The organism is Rothia sp. CCM 9419 (genome assembly GCF_048512815.1).
GTDB lineage: Bacteria > Actinomycetota > Actinomycetes > Actinomycetales > Micrococcaceae > Rothia.
Window position 1 is genome coordinate 23962 of sequence record NZ_JBLXXY010000008.1, and the last position, 19667, is coordinate 43628.

The 19667-nt window shown below is 47.1% G+C and carries 19 protein-coding genes, 1 tRNA gene and 1 riboswitch; of the genes, 17 read left to right on the forward strand and 3 right to left on the reverse strand.

Annotated elements, in window-relative coordinates; translation table 11 throughout:
- The first annotated feature begins 75 nt into the window (after window positions 1-75).
- From ACN08W_RS07290 to ACN08W_RS07370, 17 genes are all read left to right on the forward strand, one after another.
- Window positions 76-3090, forward strand: coding sequence for an Rne/Rng family ribonuclease (locus ACN08W_RS07290; protein WP_419109149.1), 3015 nt, complete (start codon window positions 76-78; stop codon window positions 3088-3090).
- 168 nt (window positions 3091-3258) lie between these two features.
- A riboswitch (TPP riboswitch) is annotated at window positions 3259-3353 on the forward strand.
- Window positions 3347-4948, forward strand: a complete 1602-nt coding sequence (locus ACN08W_RS07295) for a bifunctional hydroxymethylpyrimidine kinase/phosphomethylpyrimidine kinase (RefSeq protein WP_419109150.1) — start codon at window positions 3347-3349, stop codon at window positions 4946-4948. It overlaps the preceding riboswitch by 7 nt.
- Window positions 4949-5185: 237 nt before the next feature.
- Complete coding sequence (rplU, locus tag ACN08W_RS07300; RefSeq protein ID WP_419101641.1) at window positions 5186-5497, forward strand: 50S ribosomal protein L21; 312 nt, start codon at window positions 5186-5188, stop codon at window positions 5495-5497.
- 51 nt (window positions 5498-5548) lie between these two features.
- Entirely contained in the window at window positions 5549-5806 is a 258-nt protein-coding gene (rpmA, locus tag ACN08W_RS07305; protein ID WP_419101340.1) for a 50S ribosomal protein L27, read from the forward strand.
- A 174-nt stretch (window positions 5807-5980) separates the two neighbouring features.
- Complete coding sequence (gene obgE / locus ACN08W_RS07310; RefSeq protein ID WP_419109151.1) at window positions 5981-7534, forward strand: GTPase ObgE; 1554 nt, start codon at window positions 5981-5983, stop codon at window positions 7532-7534.
- A 172-nt stretch (window positions 7535-7706) separates the two neighbouring features.
- Entirely contained in the window at window positions 7707-7940 is a 234-nt protein-coding gene (locus tag ACN08W_RS07315) for a hypothetical protein (protein WP_419103910.1), read from the forward strand.
- A gap of 63 nt (window positions 7941-8003) precedes the next feature.
- Complete coding sequence (gene nadD, locus ACN08W_RS07320; RefSeq protein WP_419103909.1) at window positions 8004-8705, forward strand: nicotinate-nucleotide adenylyltransferase; 702 nt, start codon at window positions 8004-8006, stop codon at window positions 8703-8705.
- A 243-nt stretch (window positions 8706-8948) separates the two neighbouring features.
- The gene (locus tag ACN08W_RS07325; RefSeq protein WP_419109152.1) at window positions 8949-10199 is read left to right on the forward strand and encodes a hypothetical protein; all 1251 of its coding nucleotides are present in this window, start codon (window positions 8949-8951) and stop codon (window positions 10197-10199) included.
- A gap of 64 nt (window positions 10200-10263) precedes the next feature.
- Window positions 10264-10698 (forward strand): ribosome silencing factor, encoded by a 435-nt coding sequence (gene rsfS, locus ACN08W_RS07330; RefSeq protein WP_419103907.1) that lies wholly within the window; start codon window positions 10264-10266, stop codon window positions 10696-10698.
- A 186-nt stretch (window positions 10699-10884) separates the two neighbouring features.
- Window positions 10885-10960: transfer RNA gene (locus ACN08W_RS07335), tRNA-Ala, on the forward strand.
- Between the two features lie 242 nt (window positions 10961-11202).
- Window positions 11203-11649, forward strand: coding sequence for a hypothetical protein (locus ACN08W_RS07340; protein WP_419103906.1), 447 nt, complete (start codon window positions 11203-11205; stop codon window positions 11647-11649).
- Window positions 11650-11732: 83 nt separating this feature from the next.
- Window positions 11733-12821 (forward strand): App1 family protein, encoded by a 1089-nt coding sequence (locus ACN08W_RS07345; RefSeq protein ID WP_419107299.1) that lies wholly within the window; start codon window positions 11733-11735, stop codon window positions 12819-12821.
- A 556-nt stretch (window positions 12822-13377) separates the two neighbouring features.
- Entirely contained in the window at window positions 13378-13602 is a 225-nt protein-coding gene (gene nrdH / locus ACN08W_RS07350) for a glutaredoxin-like protein NrdH (protein ID WP_419101333.1), read from the forward strand.
- A 70-nt stretch (window positions 13603-13672) separates the two neighbouring features.
- Window positions 13673-14140: a class Ib ribonucleoside-diphosphate reductase assembly flavoprotein NrdI gene (gene nrdI / locus ACN08W_RS07355; RefSeq protein WP_419101332.1), complete on the forward strand. Its 468-nt coding sequence runs from the start codon at window positions 13673-13675 to the stop codon at window positions 14138-14140.
- Window positions 14137-16290: a class 1b ribonucleoside-diphosphate reductase subunit alpha gene (nrdE, locus tag ACN08W_RS07360; protein ID WP_419101639.1), complete on the forward strand. Its 2154-nt coding sequence runs from the start codon at window positions 14137-14139 to the stop codon at window positions 16288-16290. Before nrdI ends, nrdE begins: the two co-directional genes overlap by 4 nt.
- Before the next feature lie 106 nt (window positions 16291-16396).
- The gene (gene nrdF / locus ACN08W_RS07365; RefSeq protein ID WP_419101638.1) at window positions 16397-17395 is read left to right on the forward strand and encodes a class 1b ribonucleoside-diphosphate reductase subunit beta; all 999 of its coding nucleotides are present in this window, start codon (window positions 16397-16399) and stop codon (window positions 17393-17395) included.
- Between the two features lie 201 nt (window positions 17396-17596).
- On the forward strand, window positions 17597-18307 hold the full coding sequence (locus tag ACN08W_RS07370; RefSeq protein ID WP_419109153.1) for a lipoyl protein ligase domain-containing protein: 711 nt from the start codon (window positions 17597-17599) through the stop codon (window positions 18305-18307).
- Window positions 18308-18346: 39 nt separating this feature from the next.
- On the opposite strand, the gene ACN08W_RS07375 is transcribed toward ACN08W_RS07370, so the two are convergent.
- The 3 genes from ACN08W_RS07375 to ACN08W_RS07385 form a co-directional block, all read right to left on the reverse strand.
- Entirely contained in the window at window positions 18347-18865 is a 519-nt protein-coding gene (locus ACN08W_RS07375; protein WP_419109154.1) for a GNAT family N-acetyltransferase, read from the reverse strand.
- 171 nt (window positions 18866-19036) lie between these two features.
- Window positions 19037-19360 carry a hypothetical protein gene (locus tag ACN08W_RS07380; RefSeq protein ID WP_419103724.1) on the reverse strand — a complete coding sequence of 108 codons (324 nt, stop codon included), beginning with the start codon at window positions 19358-19360 and terminating at the stop codon, window positions 19037-19039.
- On the reverse strand, window positions 19357-19662 hold the full coding sequence (locus ACN08W_RS07385; protein ID WP_419103725.1) for an ArsR/SmtB family transcription factor: 306 nt from the start codon (window positions 19660-19662) through the stop codon (window positions 19357-19359). Before ACN08W_RS07385 ends, ACN08W_RS07380 begins: the two co-directional genes overlap by 4 nt.
- Between the last annotated feature and the right edge of the window lie 5 nt (window positions 19663-19667).

Below are 19667 nucleotides of genomic sequence, written 5' to 3' on the forward strand. Positions count from 1 at the left end.
CTTTTGTGAGATTTTCTCACCTGAAGCGTAAGAGCTAAATGCGGTTAGTTCCTTATGCAGGAGAACGTACATACTATGAGTGAAAACATCAAACATGATGTTGAGGTGAACGAAACCGAAGCGGATTCACCATCATCACAAACCACCCCAGAAGACAACTCGTTAACACCGGAAACAGAAGAGACTTCAACAGTAGAAGAGACCTCAGAAACTGAAACGGAAAACCACGAGACTGAGGACGAAAACAGCTCAGAACCTGCTAAGACCCCTGAAGAAGATTCTTCTGAAACAGAACCTGAGCCAGAAGAAAAACCTCAGCCTAAAACACAAAAAGAAATTCTCGCAGAAGAACTCAAAAACCTTACCGCTGCAGCTTCAACCTCAAACCTCTTATTCTTCTCACCAAACCTTGAAGAAATCGCTGAAAAAGCTCGTGCAGAACGTGAAGCTCGCCGCGAAGCACTCGAAGCAGAACGCCGTCAACGCCGACTCGCAGAAATCACTCTTGACGATGACGAAGTCACCTCACGTCGCCGTCGTCGCCGTCGCCGCGGAGAACAAGACATCGAAATTGAAGGTGGCACCGAGGGCGATCCAGAAAATACCGTCACCAAGGTACGCACCCCACGCCTATCAGACTCACACACTACAAACCGTGTTACCGGAGTACGTGGCTCTACCCGTCTTGAAGCTAAGAAAATTCGTCGCCGTGAATCACGCCATTCAGGGCGCCGTCAGCGCGGCATCACCGAAGCAGAATTCCTCGCACGCCGTGAATCTGTTGAACGACAGATGATTGTTCGACAAAAAGACGACAGAATCCAAATTGGTGTTCTCGAAGACGGCGTACTAGCAGAGCACTTTGTCTCAAAAACTCAACAAGATTCTCTCATCGGTAACGTCTACCTTGGTAAGGTTCAGAACGTTCTTCCTTCCATGGAAGCAGCCTTCATCGACATCGGACGTGGACGAAACGCAGTGCTCTACGCCGGCGAAGTTAACTGGGATGTCTCCGGATTAGAAGGTACTCCACGAAAAATTGAAAACGCCCTCAAATCAGGCGACTCCGTACTCGTACAAGTTACGAAAGACCCTGTAGGCCATAAAGGCGCTCGCCTAACAAGTCAGGTATCGTTACCAGGACGTTTCTTGGTGTACGTTCCTGGCGGCTCTATGACCGGCATTTCCCGTAAACTACCGGACACCGAACGCGCTCGTCTTAAGAAAATTCTCAAGGATAAACTCCCTGAAGGTGCCGGCGTAATCGTCCGAACTGCAGCGGAGGGAGCTTCTGAAGATGAGCTCACCCACGATATCAACCGTCTACGCGCCCAATGGGAAGACATCAAGAAGCTTGCTGAAGCGCCTAAGACTCTGGCTCCTGAAATGCTGTATCAAGAACCAGACCTCACCATTAAGACTGTTCGTGATGTCTTTAACGAAGACTTCAGCGCCATGGTTGTACAGGGAGACTCCGCATGGGACTCTATTGAAGCGTACTTAACCTACATGGCACCAGACCTTGTGGACCGTCTACAACGCTGGGATAACGAAGAAGACGTTTTTGAGCACTACCGTATTGAAGAACAACTTCATAAAGCTCTCGATCGTAAAGTTTTCTTACCTTCTGGCGGTTCTTTGGTCATTGACCGGACCGAAGCGATGACGGTTGTTGACGTTAACACCGGAAAGTTCATCGGCTCTGGCGGAAACCTCGAAGAAACCGTTACAAAAAATAACCTTGAAGCAGCTGAAGAGATTGTTCGTCAGCTACGTTTGCGTGATATCGGTGGAATCATCGTCATTGACTTCATCGACATGGTTCTAGAATCAAACCGTGAATTGGTTTTGCGTCGTCTGGTAGAGTGCCTTGGCCGTGACCGCACCAAACACCAAGTTGCTGAAGTGACATCTTTGGGTCTGGTTCAGATGACACGTAAACGCATGGGAACTGGGTTACTTGAAGTGTTCTCCGAAGCCTGCGAGAACTGCTCTGGACGTGGACTACTTGTTCATGACCAACCTCTTGAAGGACGTTCTGGCGGTGCTTCAGATTATATCCACCGTTATGAGCGTACTGATCGTGAAGATCGTCGCCGTGCTCGTCATCAGAAATCAGCACGTATTCGTGAATCTCATGCTGAGGCCCCTGCAGAAGAGTCCAACCTCGAACACGATCATCGTGAAGAGTCTCGTCGCGCTGCCGTTGCGTCTATCGCTGCTGCAACACACGAGCATGAAGCTTCTGAGGACGTTACAGAGTCTAAGAGCTCTCGTAAGCGAAAGCGTCGTAAACCATCACGTCGTGATGTAGACGTGAAGAACGTTGAGCAGGCAGAAGACTCCTCATCAGAGCTAGTACTTACTATCGGTGGTGAAGTTGTTGAACTTCCTCATGCTCATGAGCAGGTAGAGGAACAAGAATCGTCAACTGAAGATTCTTCGTTTACTTTAGAATCTTTAGAACAAATCTTTGATTCTAAAGAAAGACAGAGCTCTGTTTCTGAGGATACTGCTGAACAAGAATATGATGAAAATCTTTCTTCTCGATTCACTCAGAACTCTGAACGTTTAGCGGCGATTCGAGCTGGAGAAGCTCGAGCGAGAGCAGCGCAAAAAGCTGGTCGAGATGTCCAACGTAAAGATGAGCAAGACTCATCTCAGAAAGAGGAGACTCCCGTCAAGCGTCGTCGTTCTCGTCGGGCATCTGCACCGGTCTCGTCTGCTGGTTCTTCGGTAGCGGTGAGCGTTTCTGACATCTCTAAAGAACAAGAAGCCCAGCAGTCTCTCGTAACTGGTGTTGCACAACCTGGACGTCAGCAGAGTATCGAAGAAAAAACTGTTCAGGAAGTAACCACTCCCGAGCAGGCTCCTGAGCATACACCAGCACCTCGTAAACGTCGTTCGCGTCGAGCAGTGAGCACTGGTGTGGGTTCTGAGGTGCAGCGTCAAGAACTTTCAGAAGGACAAGCTGCTAAAAGTATTGTTGCTTCTGTTGCAGAAGTACCAACAACCTCAGAACATGAGGAGCATACGGTCATGCTCGGTGTTGGGGTTTCTGCCGACCAGATTAAACGTGAAGGACGATAATCTCATCGTCTCCGCGGTGTGATAAAAGATGGTGTGTTCTATACAGAGCACACCATCTTTTGTTTTGCTGTAAAGAAGAGTCATAATCGCTGTCTTTGCTGAAAACTCTAGCCGTCAGAGTCTATTTTTCCTAGGCTAGTTTAAGCACTTCTACCATAGGTGCATGAATATCAGGACACGGGGTGCTCTTTCATAAGAGCTGAGAAAAACCCGCAGAACCTGCTCTTGTTAGTACAAGCGAAGGGATGTCGATTTTATGGGCGACACTTTAACACCGCATCAACTTTCTATTCAAACACGCGAATATCCGAGAGTGCTGACCATCGCGGGGTCTGATTCTGGTGGTGGTGCGGGAATCCAAGCCGACTTGAAATCTATTGCAGCGCATGGCGGGTACGGGTTGAGCGCTATTACTGCTTTGACTGCTCAAAACACTCGTGGTGTGCAACAGGCTTTTTTTCCTCCGGCACAGTTCTTATCTCAACAATTAGAGGCACTCAGCTCTGATATCGATATTGACGCTGTCAAAATTGGCATGTTAGGCACTTCTGACGTCATTGCTGCTGTGCGTTCATGGTTGCAAAAATATCGTCCTCCCGTTGTGGTTCTAGACCCTGTTATGGTTGCTACAAGTGGAGATTCTTTAGCTGAAGAAGACTCGGTAGCAGAGCTTTCTTCATTATTTCCTTATGCTGATGTCATCACCCCTAACGCTCATGAGATGGCTGTTCTGCTAGGTGAAGAATCTACTGAACAATGGTCAGTTTTATGTGAGCAGGGGCAGCGTCTAGCTGATTGTTATAAAGTCGCGGTTCTTGTTAAAGGTGGACATTGTTCAGGGGAGAGAACTTCTGATGCGCTGATGATGCCAGGTCATAGTGAACCAGTATGGGTTGGTTCTTCTGAACGTGCACAGGTTCGTACCACACATGGTACGGGGTGTTCTTTTTCTGCTGCTTTAGCGACTGAGCTTGCGCGTACAGGGTGCTGGCAGACTTCTCTAGAACGCGTTAAACGGTGGATTACGGGAGCTATTAACAACGGTCAAAGACTTGAGGTTGGTGGCGGGAACGGGCCGATTGATCATTTTTATCATGTTCATTCTGTGATATCTGAACAAAGTGCACGAGTTAGCGATGTCGATAAATATTTGCTACAGGCTCAAGACCTTGACATGGTGCGTTTGCGTGAGAGCTTCTCTGAATACGCCTGGGAATTGAGTACCTCTATCAGAGAACAGGTTAACAGCTGCCCTTTTGTTGAAGGTCTTGGTGACGGCTCTCTACCTCAGGATGCTTTTATCTATTATTTAGACCAAGATGGTTTATATCTTAAAGAATATTCTCGTGCTCTAGGGCAGGTTAGTATTCGTGCAACGGACACTGAGTCACGGATGTTCTTTGCTCACGGTGCAGTTGAAGCTGTTGAGGTTGAATCTGAGTTGCATCGCCGGTGGGTGAGTCGTTTTAGGGATTCTGCGTATGTTACGGGGATACCCAGTACGACGACAGAGGCCTATACTGATTTTCTTTTAGCGCGCACCATGGAAAGTTATGGTGTGGGTGCCGCTGCTGTTCTCCCGTGTTATTGGTTATACGCTGAGATTGGAAAAAACCTATACTCTGCCTATCAAGAGTATGCGGGGGAGCACCCCTATGGTGAATGGCTTGAGGCGTATTCTTCAGAAGAGTTTCAAACATCAGCCCATCAGGCTGTGAACTTCGTCAATAAAATAGCTAGAATAGTGTCGGATGGCGAGCTGATTTCCATGAAAAACGCCTTTTTGAGAGCTTGTTGGCTAGAGCTTCGTTTCTTTGAAGAACCAATTTCGGCGTGTCACTTGCCCTTGCGGGGGTAGTTGTCGTAGTCTTGTCTTTCGGTGCTTCTTAAGTTCGTTTTACACGTTCGAGCCTAAGATAGCTACCACTGGTAGGAAACTACTAGATATAGCTCGATGAGCGCGAATCCTTAGAAAGCTCAAGATTCAACGAGAAATCTTCTCAGAGTCTTGTTGCACTACATGTTTTGGTACCAGGATCTGCGCTCTTTCGAAAAATTGTTCAATATAAAGACGTCGAGAGAAGTGAGTTCCCAAGTGGCATACGCGATTGTCCGCGCTGGCGGCCGCCAGGAAAAGGTTTCCGTAGGAGACCTCGTTACCCTTGACCGCGTCGCTGGCGAGCCCGGTAGCACCATTGAGCTACCTGTACTGCTGCTGGTAGATGGGGACAAGGTCACTGCAGATGCAAAGACCCTGGCTTCCGCCAAGGTAACTGCTGAAAAGATTGAAGACCTTCGCGGTCCTAAAATCGTTATTCAGAAGTACAAGAATAAGACCGGTTATAAGAAGCGTCAGGGCTTCCGCGCAGAGCTTACTACCGTTAAAATCACTGCGATTAACGCGTAAGTTCAGAACGTCCCGGATTTTCACATAATCTTTTACCTAAGGTAGGCACAGATGGCACATAAGAAGGGCGCAAGCTCCACCCGCAACGGCCGTGACTCTAACCCCCAGTACCTCGGTGTTAAGCGCTATGGCGGTCAAACCGTCAATGCAGGCGAAATTATCGTCCGCCAGCGTGGCACCCATTTCCACCCCGGCAACAATGTTGGCCGCGGCGGAGATGACACTCTGTTTGCTTTGGCAGCAGGTCAGGTTGAGTTCGGTACCCGTAAGGGCCGTAAAGTTGTCAACATTCTCGAAGTAGCTGAGTAATCTTAACTATTACGGAATGAATAAAAGAGGGCATGCACAGCTTGTGTTTGCCCTCTTTTGCATATAGTAAGCTATTAACCTTTAGAGGTATAGCGTCCAATACCGAGAGACTATTTCCCCAACCGATGAAATATATAAGAAATAGCCGCTCAAAGAAATAAGGAGAATTTTTTCGTGGCAGAATTTGTTGACCGCGTTGTACTGCATGTATCTGGTGGCCATGGTGGCAACGGTTGCGTATCTGTTCGTCGCGAGAAATTCAAACCATTAGGCGGACCGAACGGCGGTAACGGCGGTAACGGCGGAGACGTCATTCTCACCGTTGACGGGCAATCCACCACCTTATTGGAATATCATCACACCCCACACCAGCGTGCCCCTCATGGAGATATTGGACGTGGAGATATGCACCATGGTTTCAACGGGGAAAATCTCGTACTATCAGTACCTGAAGGAACCGTCGTCAAAGATAAAGACGGCAATGTTCTTGCAGACTTATTACATATTGGTGATGAGTTTATTGCTGCCCGTGGAGGACAAGGCGGACTGGGAAATGCTGCCTTAGCATCTGCAAAACGTAAAGCACCAGGCTTCGCTCTATTAGGTATCCCCGGTGAAGAACGCGATATTGTTCTTGAACTGAAATCAATTGCAGATATTGCCCTCGTAGGATTCCCCTCTGCCGGAAAATCTTCTCTGATTGCAGCCATCTCTGCTGCACGTCCTAAAATTGCTGACTACCCTTTCACTACTTTGATTCCCAATTTGGGCGTAGTACAAGCCGGTGACGTGCGGTACACGGTAGCAGACGTTCCCGGTCTTATCGAAGGCGCTTCAGATGGTAAAGGGCTAGGACACCGTTTCCTACGCCATGTTGAACGTTCTTCTGCTCTCGTCCACGTCATTGACTGTGCCACCTTGGAACCGGGGCGTGACCCCATCTCTGACTTCGACATTATTCTCGGTGAACTTGAAAACTATGAAGTTGATCCTACCGCTGGTGTGACAGTTCCTTTGCATGAACGTCCTCAAATTATTGTGCTCAACAAAATTGATGTACCTGAAGCTCGTGAACTAGCTGATTTTGTGCGTCCTGAGTTTGAAGAGCGTGGTTACGAAGTATTTGAGATTTCTACGGCATCACACGAGGGTCTACGTCAGCTTACCTTTGCGATGGCAAAACTCGTACAAGAAGACAGAGACCGCAGAGCTGCAGAAAAAGAACAAGCGGGCGAAGACGTTGCGGTTATTCGTCCTAAAGGATTCCGTCACCGTAAACAGCAAGAATTTATGATTCGTCGTGAAGAACGAAATCTTGAACCTCTCTTCCGCGTCATTGGCAAAAAACCTGAAAAATGGATTCTGCAAACAGATTTCAACAATGATGAAGCTGTCGGATACCTTGCCGACCGTTTTGCTCGTCTTGGCATTGAAGAAGAACTCTTTAAACAAGGTGCCCGCGCAGGGGACGCTGTCGTCATTGGTGAATCGAACGATTCTGTTATCTTCGATTGGGAGCCTACGATGGTTGGTGGTGCAGAACTTCTGACATCTCCTCGTGGAACCGACGTACGTCTTGAAGAAATCGTTCGTCCGACTCGAGCTGAAAAACGTGCTGAGTATAAAGACCGCATGGATGCTAAAGCTGCTGCTCGTGCAGAGCTTGAAGCAGAAAGAGTTGCAGGGGTTTGGACTGAATCCGTGGACGCTAAGAAAAAGAACAATTAGCCGTTGAGTTTTCTTTGCTGTACGCAGGGTCCAATCTCTGAGCGGAGAATTGGCTAAGATTCTATTTTCTCGTTGGTGTTATCTCACATTAAGAGTGAGATAACAGGTAGCATATGAGTGGGCTTTGAGCCTGCACCACACAATCATTACTTTGATGGAAGGAACTTCGAATATGCGTGAGGCACTAATTTTAGCGAGTGAGCACGGCGAACACGCGGAACATCTTGTATACGGCATTCCAACCTATGTGTATTTAGCATTGGCGGTTATCGCTTTTACCGTGATGTTCTTTATCTGCATTTCTTTTAGCGGTCGTGGTATTGTTCGCCCTGAGCACGGACCTAATCATATTGGTAGCGATGAAGTTGAAGCGCTCGCTGATTATCACGCAAAGCATAGTCATTAGAGCTGCATCTTTGGCTCAAGAGATATAGAGATATAAAGGATATAGCTCTGGAGCTGATGAGGCATGATGTTCACGTCAAGGAGTCCTGTGCGTCAGGAAAATACTGGTCAATCAGCCCCAAAAAATATGCTTTCTCGTGTTCCTGGTCGTACCCGATTAGGAGTTATGGGTGGTACTTTCGACCCCATTCATCATGGTCACTTGGTGGCAGCTAGCGAGGTTGCTGCTCGTTTAGATTTAGACGAAGTAATGTTCGTTCCGACGGGGTTACCTCTTCAGAAAAGTAAGCAGCGGACGGTAACCCCTCCCGAGGATCGTTATTTGATGACGGTTATTGCGACCGCTTCTAATCCTACGTTTACGGTGAGCCGGATTGATATAGACCGGGCGGGCCCTACGTACACGATTGATACGCTAACAGAGTTGAAGGAACAACGCCCCGATTGTGATTTGTTCTTTATTACTGGTGCTGATGCTATGAATCAGCTTCTGACCTGGAAAGATTCGGATAAGTTGTGGGACCTCGCGTTTTTTGTGGGGGTAACACGCCCTGGTCACGAACTTGAAAAACCAGAAATTGACCAAGAAAACTATATCTTGATGGAAGTTCCTGCATTGGCGATTTCTTCAACCGATATTAGGGATAGAGCGATGGCGCAAGCACCTATTTGGTATCTGGTTCCTGATGGAGTTGTCCGTTATATCGATAAACATCATTTATATGATGGAAAATCTTTGGATGAGAAGAACATCGCCGAGCGGTAAAGAAGAACCGTACCTGCGTACTATCCCATAAAAAAAGGGGCTGTGTCGCCATAAGATTTATATTATTGGTTCCTTTTACAATTCAGTATTACGTAAGAGAATAAACAAGACACCAACACAAAAGTAGCGGTTGTTCTTTTAAGATGAACATATAATGAGATAAAGATCGTGCCGCACTGTATTAGTTGGTAAAATCTTCAAAAGAATATGATTTATTCGATGCTAATAGTTTGAGGGGAATCAGTGACAGAACATAACGCTGAGGAACAGAAAGATTCATTGGAGGACTCTTACCTCTACGAATCCTTTGTGACCGAAGACGGAATTGAGGTTCCGCCTCCTACTCGCCCCATGGGGCCACGCCGTCTTGCGCGTTATCGTATTGATGCTGCAGCGTATTTGCGTGCTTTACGTGATGGGACTGAACTACCTGAAGAGACTGTCGCATATATGCCAGTTGCCCATGTGGGGTCAGGCGAAGCGTCGATTAGTGATGAGGCTTTGTCTGTTCAACAACGCTTCTCTGCACTAGCTGAACAAGGCGATATTCACTCTCATGATGATTTAAGCGGTGAACAGTTCACTGGTGAGAATGACACACGTGCAGATGTTGGTGTGATAGCTACTGCTCTAGGTGAAGAGGTTTCTTCTTTGCCCTCAGATGGGGAGCAGGCAGAGGCTCCTGATGTTCCTGCGCATGCTGTCTCTGCAAGTGACTATTCTTTTGCTGAAGATGAACTGGTGAGCGCAGAAGAATTTGAAGAGAGCGAAGCGGTCGATACAGCAGAAGCTGAGGCGGATAACTCCTCCGTATCAGAAACTCCAATCGAAACTGCGTCTGAAAACGAGCGAGAAGAACAGCCTGAAGAGCAAAGTTTGCCGAAGCCTGTCGCGGCAGTAGATGCTCACGGCTTAGATTTGGAATCTTGTGGTTACCATGTCCCAGAAGAGACCCTTGCTGATACTGAAGAAGAAACCTTACCTGCTGAACAAGCAGTAGACTCTACTGCGGCTATTCCGTGGGAGGGTAGTTTGGCCTCTGCAACAGAAGAAGACGCAACTGCTGAAGCCTCAAGCACCACGGAAAATACTGTGGCACCTCAAGACACCGTAGAATCTACGGGTGAAACATCCTTTGGTGCTCTGCCTGTTGTTGCAAAAGATACTTCCTTTGAATCAGTGAATTTTGCTGACGATGTTGCCTCTATTGCCCAGAAAACAGCTAAGAGTCAAGATTCTGTTGCCGATAGCTCTGCTATGACACAAGAAACGATGAGTATTCGTGAGCAGCTTGCTGCTTCGAGCGCCAAATACAACAATGATTCTTCTTCGTTAGTAAATGCTGAAGAATATGAGAACACAGACTATTCAGCGTTATCAGCATCTGAGAATACAGAGAATGAAGTAGAGTCTTCCTCTAAAGTGTGGCTCTTTATTTTGCTGGCTCTTGTTCTTGCGGCTGTTATTGCTGTATGGTTTGTATTCTTTCAATAATTTTTATCTCAGATGATTCGTGTCCTAGATTTTCACTGGATGCGAAGTGTCATGAAAGGACACGATGACTGCTTCCCCTCGATCTGTCGAAGCATTAAAAATTGCGGCTCAAGCTGCTGAGGATAAGCAAGGAACAAACCTCTTTGCTGTAGATACTGCCGAGAGAATGGGCCTTATTGACGGCTTCCTCGTTGTCTCAGCGCATAACGAGCGTCTTGTTAACGCCATTGTTGACGCGGTGGAAGATGACCTTCGTGAAAAAATGGATATGAAACCCGTTCGCCGTGAAGGTCGTTCTGGCGGACGTTGGGTTCTTCTAGATTTTGAAGATATCGTGATTCATGTTCAGCATGAAGAAGACCGTGCTTTCTATGCTCTTGATCGTTTATGGTCTGATGCTCCACGTATTACTCTTGGACTAGAGAGCGAAGCACCCGTGGTAGAAGAAACGATTGATCAAGAAAAAGATCAACAAATGATTCGTGAAGACGAAGGCTAACATCTGAGGCCGTATTTCTTGCAGAGGTTAAACATAGCGCAAACACATAGTTTGAGATGTTTAGCTTCTGTAAGAAAAACGATGAGTCAAAAGAATCATGGCAAAAATCTACTCAAGATATTTGCCTCCTATCTTTTCTGTCGTGTATGATGGATGAGTACTTTGGTACAAGAAAAATTTATATATGGGGATATGGCGCAGCTGGTAGCGCACTTGCATGGCATGCAAGGGGTCAGGGGTTCGAGTCCCCTTATCTCCACCACTGAGATGCTGGCTTGGATACAATCCAAGCCAGCATTTTTTATCCTCAGGAAGGGGACAGCGCAGCTTTGATGGTGCACATTTGAGCCAAGACCGAGCATCAAATCTGATAGGTTTACGGAGCATAGCATGTTAGGGGATACCTGAAGAGAAAACTTTACCCCACAAAATTTATTGACGAACTGTCGCAAAATACCTGAAATATACCCCGTCTTTTACTCGGAACACGCTATATTTTTGGGTATGGCTAATAAATCAGTTTTCGCTTCAATTGCATTGGTCGCAACGGCTCTACTTAGTGGTTGCGCTGAAGGATCAGTTCCTGGTCTTACCATCGAAAAGACCTCAGGTTTCGAAGAAAATCGCGACTTTGTGGTTATTGAGACAGAAGTGGTCACTGGCAATGCAGAAATCGGTGAAAAGCCACAACCTGGTACAGCGCGTTTCTTTATCGATCAGAAAGAATTCTCTGGCAACGAACATTCTTTTGGCGCAGAGCCAACCTTCTACCGAGTTAACGCAGACGACATCCATGACTTATCAGGTCATGTTATTGCGGTATCTGTTTATGCTAAAACACCTGAAGAGACTGTTCGGTGCGCTATCAAATCGATGGGAATTTTTGAGCCTGTAGAATCTGCTGAAGCAGAAGGTAAAGGGTCTGCTCATTGCGTCCTGACAATGCACTAAAAGAAAAACTTTTTAATGGTGTGAAGGTTCGTTATAAGACGAATCTTCACACCATTGTTTCGTTAATGTGAAAAACTAGAGGTATGGATTCATTAGGTACTCAAGATCTGCGCCAGATGGCCACCGAAGCCGCTGATGGTGCTGCTCATCTGGGATATCGTGTGGCGGGTTATATCCACCAATGGAGAGAAAAGCGAGCTCGCAAGGCAGCTAAAGAGCCCGTATTCGTTCCCAGCGTTGGCTATGGCACAACACGCTGGATTCGTGTCTTAGGGCGAGCACTCTACAAAACTGACCTCTTTGAAAAGTTTTTTAATGCGGGGCATGATGATGCGCCCGAACAAAAAATTCGTGGTTGGCGTTCTTTCACCGCGATAGCGATTGCTCATGCCGAAGTGTCGGTTCAGATTGGTTCACAGATATTCTTACTCAGGACAGATCGTGGTGGTGTACTTGATGCGCAATTAGAGATTTCTCTCGAGCCTGGTTTACATCGGGTAACCATGTCAGTTCTTGGGGGAGAGAGCGCAGAAACAACCGTGTATGTTGTTCCTCCAGAACAAAAAATTGGTGTTATTTGCGATGTTGACGATACCGTCATGGTAACGGCTCTGCCTCGTCCACTCTTAGCTGCGTGGAACTCCTTTGTTTTGAATGAGCACGCGCGTATTCCCACTCCCGGTATGTCCGTTCTTTTAGACCGTATACACCGTGAACATCCTTATGCCCCTTTCATGTACCTATCAACAGGGGCGTGGAATGTAACGCCTACGTTGCAACGTTTCCTATCACGTAATGCTTACCCTAAAGGGACGTTTCTTTTAACGGACTGGGGGCCGACCCCTCAACATTGGTTCCGTTCCGGTACAGAACATAAGGTGGAGTCGCTTAAGCGTCTTGCTGCAGAATTCCCTGAGATGAAGTGGATTCTTATTGGGGACGATGGGCAGCGAGACCCCGAAATTTATAACGGGTTTGCTGTGCGTTACCCTCAGAACGTTGCTGCTATTTTGATCCGTAATCTGACGATTGGCGAGTCCGTTCTAGCCTCGGGACGAGTGTGGGGAGATAGCCGCGCTCAAGAAATTACTAAAGGTAAGAGCTGGTCTGAAGCTAATGATGGGGCGAGCCTTATCCGCGAATTGCAAAATAGAGGGATTCTCAAAGATTAGAAGCATGGGGATTTTGAGATACCTGCTATTTTTGATGCTTTGAGCCATATTTGAAGGCTTTAGAAGAGGGTGTAAGAAGTTCCTGTAAAAGCCTTCTTGGCCCTCAATACGTGACGTGATATTTCGTTCTAGGCGACACACCAAGAGTAAAAAAAGCGTTAAAAATTTCTCTCAGAAGTGCTGGTAACAGCAAAGTTCAGGTTTGGGTTGAATCTCCTCCGTTGAGAATACGGGGCGCATTGGTGACACCTTTTTGCCGGTGTGTTAGAGACCTCCAAAAGGAGGGTGTCTAGACAGGTGTTTAAATAGGATTGTGGATAACTGCCATAAGCCCTATAAATAAGCGAAAAATGCTGTGGATTAAGAAAAATGGTGAGTAGACCACACTATCTAGGGCATCTAGAACTCCTCGCACACTAGATGTAGTATTAATCCGGTCGTTGCTCACCGACTTGATAAACACTGGTCTTCAAAGAGCTCACCACAACGAACCCATAATCTATAGCCCTACGACGAGAACCTATCGCCACCTGCTGGTGATACCAAGGAGATAACAATGTCAGTAACGGTGTACACTAAACCGGCTTGTATGCAGTGCAATATGACATATCGTGCACTAGAGAAAAACGGTATCGAGTACAACATCGTAGACATCACCGAGAACGAGCAAGCACTCGAAGACATCAAAAAACTCGGTTATCTCCAAGCCCCCGTCGTCATCGCTGGAGACCAACACTGGTCAGGCTTCCGCCCAGACCTTATCAGCTCCTTGAGCGCATAAACCTTTGAACCTCGCATCAGTCTGGCTCATCACCGCACCCTAAACCGCATAGATAAGGTTGGAGCTTCTCATGGAACAACAAACACGCGAAGCAGACTCCACCGTGACCACCACATCTGGTAGCCCTCTGGTTGTTTACTTCTCATCGGTTTCTGAAAATACTCATAAATTTATTCTTAAAACGGGGGTTCGAGCCATACGCTTACCCCTAAAAACTAGCGAGGAAACTCCACGAGTACACGAACCGTATGTACTCTGTGTTCCGAGCTATGGCAGACCCGGCGGATCAGGCTCTGTTCCACCGCAAGCCACAAAGTTTCTTAACGTTCCCGAGAACCGTGCTCTAATGCGCGGAGTCATAGGAGCCGGAAACACCAACTTTGGTTCACTCTACTGCGTCGCCGCAGATATTGTGTCAGCAAAATGTCAGGTTCCTGTCCTCTATAAATTTGAGTTGATGGGAACACCCGAAGACGTCACCAACGTTCAAGAAGGATTGGAAAAATTTTGGATTCAAAACTCCCTGTGCCCGGCATGAGCCACGAACCTGGACACGAAGACCCCACCGTGCCAGAAAAGTTCCGCGGACTTGGATACCACGAACTCAACGCTCTTCTCAACCTTTATGATGAAGACGGACAAATTCAGTTTGACGCTGATCGTCAAGCCGCACGCCAATACTTTCTCCAGCACGTCAATAACAACACCGTTTTCTTCCACGACTTGGAAGAAAAAATGGATTACCTCGTCAAACACCAATACTATGAAGAGCGCATCTTTGAGATGTATGACTTCGAGTTCATTAAATCTCTTTCTAAATTGGCGTACTCCAAAAAGTTTCGGTTTCCTACCTTCTTGGGTGCATTCAAGTTTTATACCTCATACGCTCTCAAAACCTTTGACGGTCAGCGCTACCTAGAACGCTTCGAAGACCGCGTTGTCATGGTCTCATTGCTCCTTGCTGAAGGTAACGAAGAACTAGCCGTCAAAATTGTTGAAGAAATCATCTCCGGACGATTCCAACCAGCAACCCCAACCTTCTTAAACGCAGGTAAAAAACAGCGTGGCGAACTCGTCTCTTGCTTCCTCCTTCGTGTTGAAGACAATATGGAATCCATCGGACGTTCCATCAATTCCGCTTTGCAACTATCTAAACGTGGCGGCGGTGTTGCTTTCGCCTTGACAAACCTTCGTGAAGCTGGTGCACCTATCAAAAAGATTGAGAACCAGTCCTCTGGTGTCATCCCCGTGATGAAACTTCTTGAGGATTCTTTCTCCTACGCAAACCAGCTAGGTGCTCGTCAAGGTGCTGGTGCAGTATACCTGCACGCTCACCACCCCGACATCTACTCGTTCCTTGACACCAAGCGTGAAAACGCGGACGAAAAAATTCGTATTAAGACGCTCTCTCTCGGTGTTGTTATCCCCGATATCACTTTTGAGCTGGCAAAGAAGAACGAGGACATGTACCTCTTCTCCCCGTACGACGTTGAACGAGTATACGGCAAACCACTTTCTGATATTTCTGTCACCGAAAAGTACTACGAGATGGTCGATGACGCCCGCATTAAGAAAACCAAGATTAATGCCCGTGAATTCTTCCAAACTCTCGCAGAAGTACAGTTCGAATCCGGATACCCCTATGTCATGTATGAAGACACCGTTAACCGTGCAAATCCCATTGACGGTAAAGTCATCATGTCAAACCTCTGCTCAGAGATTCTTCAGGTATCAGAACCGTCCTATTACAATGCTGACCTAGGATACGAGACCATTGGTAAAGACATCTCTTGTAACCTTGGCTCTCTCAACATTGCGTTGACGATGGACGGCAAAGACATCGGCTCAACCGTTAACGCGGCAATTCGTTCTCTTACCGCAGTATCTGATCTTTCAGATATTCGTTCCGTGCCCTCTATTGAACGCGGTAACTCGATGAGCCATGCCGTGGGACTTGGCCAGATGAACTTGCACGGTTATCTTGGTCGTGAACGCATCAAATATGGTTCAGAAGAAGCTCTAGACTTCACCAATATCTACTTCTATACGGTCACATACCACGCGATTCGAGCCTCAATGGAAATTGCGCGTGAACGCCAAGAAACCTTCGTTGGGTTTGAGAAATCAAAATATGCTAGCGGAGAGTTCTTCCAGAAGTACATCCAACAAGAATGGGAACCTGCAACTGAACGCGTGCGTGAACTTTTTGCAGGACACAGCATCCCCACCCAAGAGGACTGGAAAGCTCTTGCAGCTGATGTTGCACAATACGGTATGTACAACCAGAATCTTCAGGCTGTTCCGCCTACAGGTTCTATCTCATATATCAACGGTTCAACATCTTCTATCCACCCCATCGCCTCAAAAATCGAAATTCGTAAAGAAGGTAAGCTTGGGCGCGTCTATTACCCAGCTCCTTACCTTTCAAACGAGAATATCGAATACTATGAGGACGCATACGAGATTGGGTACGAAAAGATTATTGACACCTATGCTGTGGCAACACAACACGTTGATCAGGGTCTCTCGTTAACACTGTTCTTCCGTGATACAGCTACCACTCGTGACGTGAACAAGGCACAAATCTACGCATGGCGTAAAGGCATTAAGACCATCTACTACTCACGTATCCGACAGATGGCTCTTGAAGGAACAGAAGTTGAAGGTTGCGTTTCCTGCATGCTCTAATGTCGCTGTGCGCGCATAAACTATGATGGTGTGGGGTAGTAGCACTCGAACTGCCCCACACCAGAGCAACAACACATACATCACATGAGATTGTGAAGAACAGTTCATCGATAAGGAGAACACAATGATGATGAGCGAAAAGGTGAAACTGATTCACCACGTTGAAGCTATTAACTGGAACCGTATTGAAGACGAAAAAGACCTCGAAGTGTGGGATCGCCTAACCGCTAATTTCTGGTTGCCTGAGAAAGTCCCACTGTCTAACGACGTTCAGTCGTGGAAGACGCTCACTCCTGAAGAACAACAGCTCACCATGCGAGTCTTCACAGGCTTGACTTTGCTCGATACCATTCAAGGTACTGTTGGTGCAGTTTCTTTGCTACCTGATGCTGTGACTTCCCACGAAGAAGCTGTATACACCAACATCGCGTTCATGGAATCTGTCCACGCGAAATCATATTCTTCAATTTTCTCCACTCTTGCTTCAACGAAGCAGATTGATGAGGTATTCCGCTGGTCTGCAGAGAATGAACACTTGCAGAAAAAAGCAAATATTGTGATGGACTACTATCAAGGCGAAGACCCCTTGAAGAAGAAAGTTGCTTCTACATTGCTAGAATCTTTCTTGTTCTACTCTGGTTTCTACCTTCCGATGTACTGGTCTTCTCACGCGAAACTCACGAACACTGCTGATTTGATTCGTCTGATTATTCGTGATGAAGCTGTTCACGGATACTACATTGGTTACAAGTTCCAGCGCGGTCTAGAAAAAGAAACTCCTGAACGTCAGCAAGAACTCAAGGACTACACCTTTGACTTGCTCTATGAACTGTACGAGAACGAAGTTCAATACACTCATTCTCTCTACGATTCTGTGGGCTTGAGCGAAGATGTTAAGAAATTCTTGCACTACAACGCTAATAAAGCGCTGATGAACCTTGGGTACGAAGCAATGTTCCCTGCATCGGTAACAAATGTTTCTCCTGCTATCCTTTCGGCGCTGTCTCCTAATGCTGATGAAAACCATGACTTCTTCTCTGGTTCTGGTTCTTCATACGTTATTGGTAAAGCTGTTAACACCGAAGACGATGACTGGGATTTCTAAACCGTTCTGAATAACATTTAAAAGTTGATGGTGGTGCGCTTTCTGTCCGGTAAGGGCAGAGGGCGCACCACTTTTCTTAATATATGGGGGGGGGGAGAGAGACACCGTATCTGTTGTGTTATGTCTCAATGCATGTTCTCTTTCTATCAGCGATGATAGAAAGAGATGATTGCTGGTGTACTAGGTTAAGAGGGCTTTGTCATGCATATTATTTTAGATACCGAACACCCCGGAGAACATATTCATCCGTTCTCAGAGTCTGTGGAGTTCTTGCGCCGTGTGGCTCGAGGTCAAGAGGAACAAACGCTTCGTTTGTATCGTCCTGCCCCCAATATGGCGTTTGGGCGACGAGACAAACATAATCCTTCTTTTGAGGATGCAGCTGAAGCCTCTCGCCGTTTAGGGTTTTTACCGCAGGTGCGACCTGTGGGCGGTCATGCTGCTGCTTATCATGCGGGCTCGTTAGTTATTGATCATTTTGCTCCTTCTGCTGATGCTATTAGTGGGAACAATCGTCGTTTTGAGTTTTTTGCACAATTTTTTGTTCAAATACTTTCTTCGTTAGGGTTTTGTGCAGAAGTGGGTGAGTTACCGGGGGAGTATTGTCCTGGTGAATATTCTGTTTTTGTTCACTCTGCTCAAGGTCAACGTTTTAAGATTATCGGCACTGCTCAACGCGTTGTTTCTGGCGCGTGGTGGTTTAGTACGGGAATTGTTGTAGAGGATTCTGCTTCGTTGAGAGGTGTGACGGAAGAAGTGTATCGTCACTTAGCGATGCCTTTAGACCCGCAGACGGTTGGTGCGTTGAACGATGTTATCTCACAGGTCAAAGTTGAAGATGTGGAGGACGCTGTCCTTGAAGGGTACGAGAAGTTCTGGACAGAACACGTTGTAGAATCCCGTGGGCTATGAAGATGAGGAGGGTATAGTCCAACGGTGCATATCTGTCTATTAGGGGAGAAGTGCGTCGTCTTGAGGAGTCCAGCGTTGCCACCCGAGAGTGAGGTAGAGAGCGAGCGCTGCGGCGTTTCTTTCGCTGATATGTGTACTTGCCTCGTCATAATGATGATTTTGCATAATGTCGAGGGCGTAGGTGATGAGTTCTTCGGCAATTCCTTCACGGCGTCGTGAAGGTGCAGTGATGAGCTCTAATAGTGTGGGTGTTTCTTCTGGACCGTTATGGTCTAATCGGTTTTTGAGGCTGAGGAGAACAGCAACTGCTCGACCGTTATCGTCAATGAGGAGAGGGGAAGCTTCGGGGTAGAACTCTCCGTATGTTCCAGCGAGTATTTCTTTGACTTGGCGTTGTGCATCTTCTTGGGTGACGAAGGTTGATTCGTCGTAGGAAGAGAATAAGAGCCGTGCGATGGCTTCTGTATCTTCTGGCGTGGTGGGGCGTAGATTGAGACGCTGAGGTGATTTGCGCAGTGGAGTGGTGGTGTTGGTGATGAGGGTGATGTACTTTTCCATGGCAAGTCCTAGGTATTGTGGGCAACGTCATGTATGTAAACAGGCTAGCGGATATTTCTCTTAACCGGCAATAGCTTATTGTGTGGTGTCTTGATGATTTTAAAATACGGTGGGTGATAAGGACTAAGTCCTTATCACCCACCGTATTTTAGCCTGTGTGTTGAGCTGTATTTATGCTGCGTGGTTGCAGGTTGCGCACTGGCAGTTTTCGCAGACGCAGTTGACGCATGCGTCTGAGCAGTCGCCGCATTCGCAGGTTGCGTGGTTGCAGGTGGGGCAGTTGCAGTTGTCGCATTCGCAGGTTGCGCAGCTATCGTTGCAGTCGCCGCATTCGCAGGTGACGCATTCGTCGTAGTGTCCATCGTGTTCACGGTGTACGTGGTCGCCGTGGATGTAGTCGACGTGGTCGTGGTGGATGACTGCTAGGTGACCGCAGTTTGGTCCGTGGGTGTGTGCATGTGCTTCTGATTCGCGGTGCAAAGTTGCGGTGCTCATGAGTTATTCTCCTTGGTGTGTTCGTAGACATCGTTAATGATGTGCGTGACGTGATGGTCTGCTACTTCGTAGATGATGCTACGTCCTGTCTGTGTGCTGGTAATAACTCCAGCTTCTTTGAGGATTTTGAGGTGGTGGGAGACAAGAGGTTGTGAGACTCCCATACATGTAAAAAGCTCACTGACGGTATGTGATCCTTTGGACAGATGGTGAGTCAAAGCTAGGCGCAATGGGTGCGCTAATGCTGCAAAGAGTGCAACGGAGCCACTGTACTCTGTTTCCCAAGTTCTCTCGCTATCCATAAAAG

Excerpts from the sequence above, each read along its gene's own strand:
- ACN08W_RS07290 (WP_419109149.1), top strand. The coding sequence starts at position 76 with ATGAGTGAAAACATCAAACATGATGTTGAGGTGAACGAAACCGAAGCG.
- ACN08W_RS07295 (WP_419109150.1), top strand. The coding sequence starts at position 3,347 with ATGGGCGACACTTTAACACCGCATCAACTTTCTATTCAAACACGCGAA.
- rpmA (WP_419101340.1), top strand. The coding sequence starts at position 5,549 with ATGGCACATAAGAAGGGCGCAAGCTCCACCCGCAACGGCCGTGACTCT.
- ACN08W_RS07315 (WP_419103910.1), top strand. The coding sequence starts at position 7,707 with ATGCGTGAGGCACTAATTTTAGCGAGTGAGCACGGCGAACACGCGGAA.
- nadD (WP_419103909.1), top strand. The coding sequence starts at position 8,004 with ATGATGTTCACGTCAAGGAGTCCTGTGCGTCAGGAAAATACTGGTCAA.
- rsfS (WP_419103907.1), top strand. The coding sequence starts at position 10,264 with ATGACTGCTTCCCCTCGATCTGTCGAAGCATTAAAAATTGCGGCTCAA.
- ACN08W_RS07340 (WP_419103906.1), top strand. The coding sequence starts at position 11,203 with ATGGCTAATAAATCAGTTTTCGCTTCAATTGCATTGGTCGCAACGGCT.
- ACN08W_RS07345 (WP_419107299.1), top strand. The coding sequence starts at position 11,733 with ATGGATTCATTAGGTACTCAAGATCTGCGCCAGATGGCCACCGAAGCC.
- nrdH (WP_419101333.1), top strand. The coding sequence starts at position 13,378 with ATGTCAGTAACGGTGTACACTAAACCGGCTTGTATGCAGTGCAATATG.
- nrdI (WP_419101332.1), top strand. The coding sequence starts at position 13,673 with ATGGAACAACAAACACGCGAAGCAGACTCCACCGTGACCACCACATCT.
- nrdE (WP_419101639.1), top strand. The coding sequence starts at position 14,137 with ATGAGCCACGAACCTGGACACGAAGACCCCACCGTGCCAGAAAAGTTC.
- ACN08W_RS07370 (WP_419109153.1), top strand. The coding sequence starts at position 17,597 with ATGCATATTATTTTAGATACCGAACACCCCGGAGAACATATTCATCCG.
- ACN08W_RS07375 (WP_419109154.1), bottom strand. The coding sequence starts at position 18,865 with ATGGAAAAGTACATCACCCTCATCACCAACACCACCACTCCACTGCGC.
- ACN08W_RS07380 (WP_419103724.1), bottom strand. The coding sequence starts at position 19,360 with ATGAGCACCGCAACTTTGCACCGCGAATCAGAAGCACATGCACACACC.
- ACN08W_RS07385 (WP_419103725.1), bottom strand. The coding sequence starts at position 19,662 with ATGGATAGCGAGAGAACTTGGGAAACAGAGTACAGTGGCTCCGTTGCA.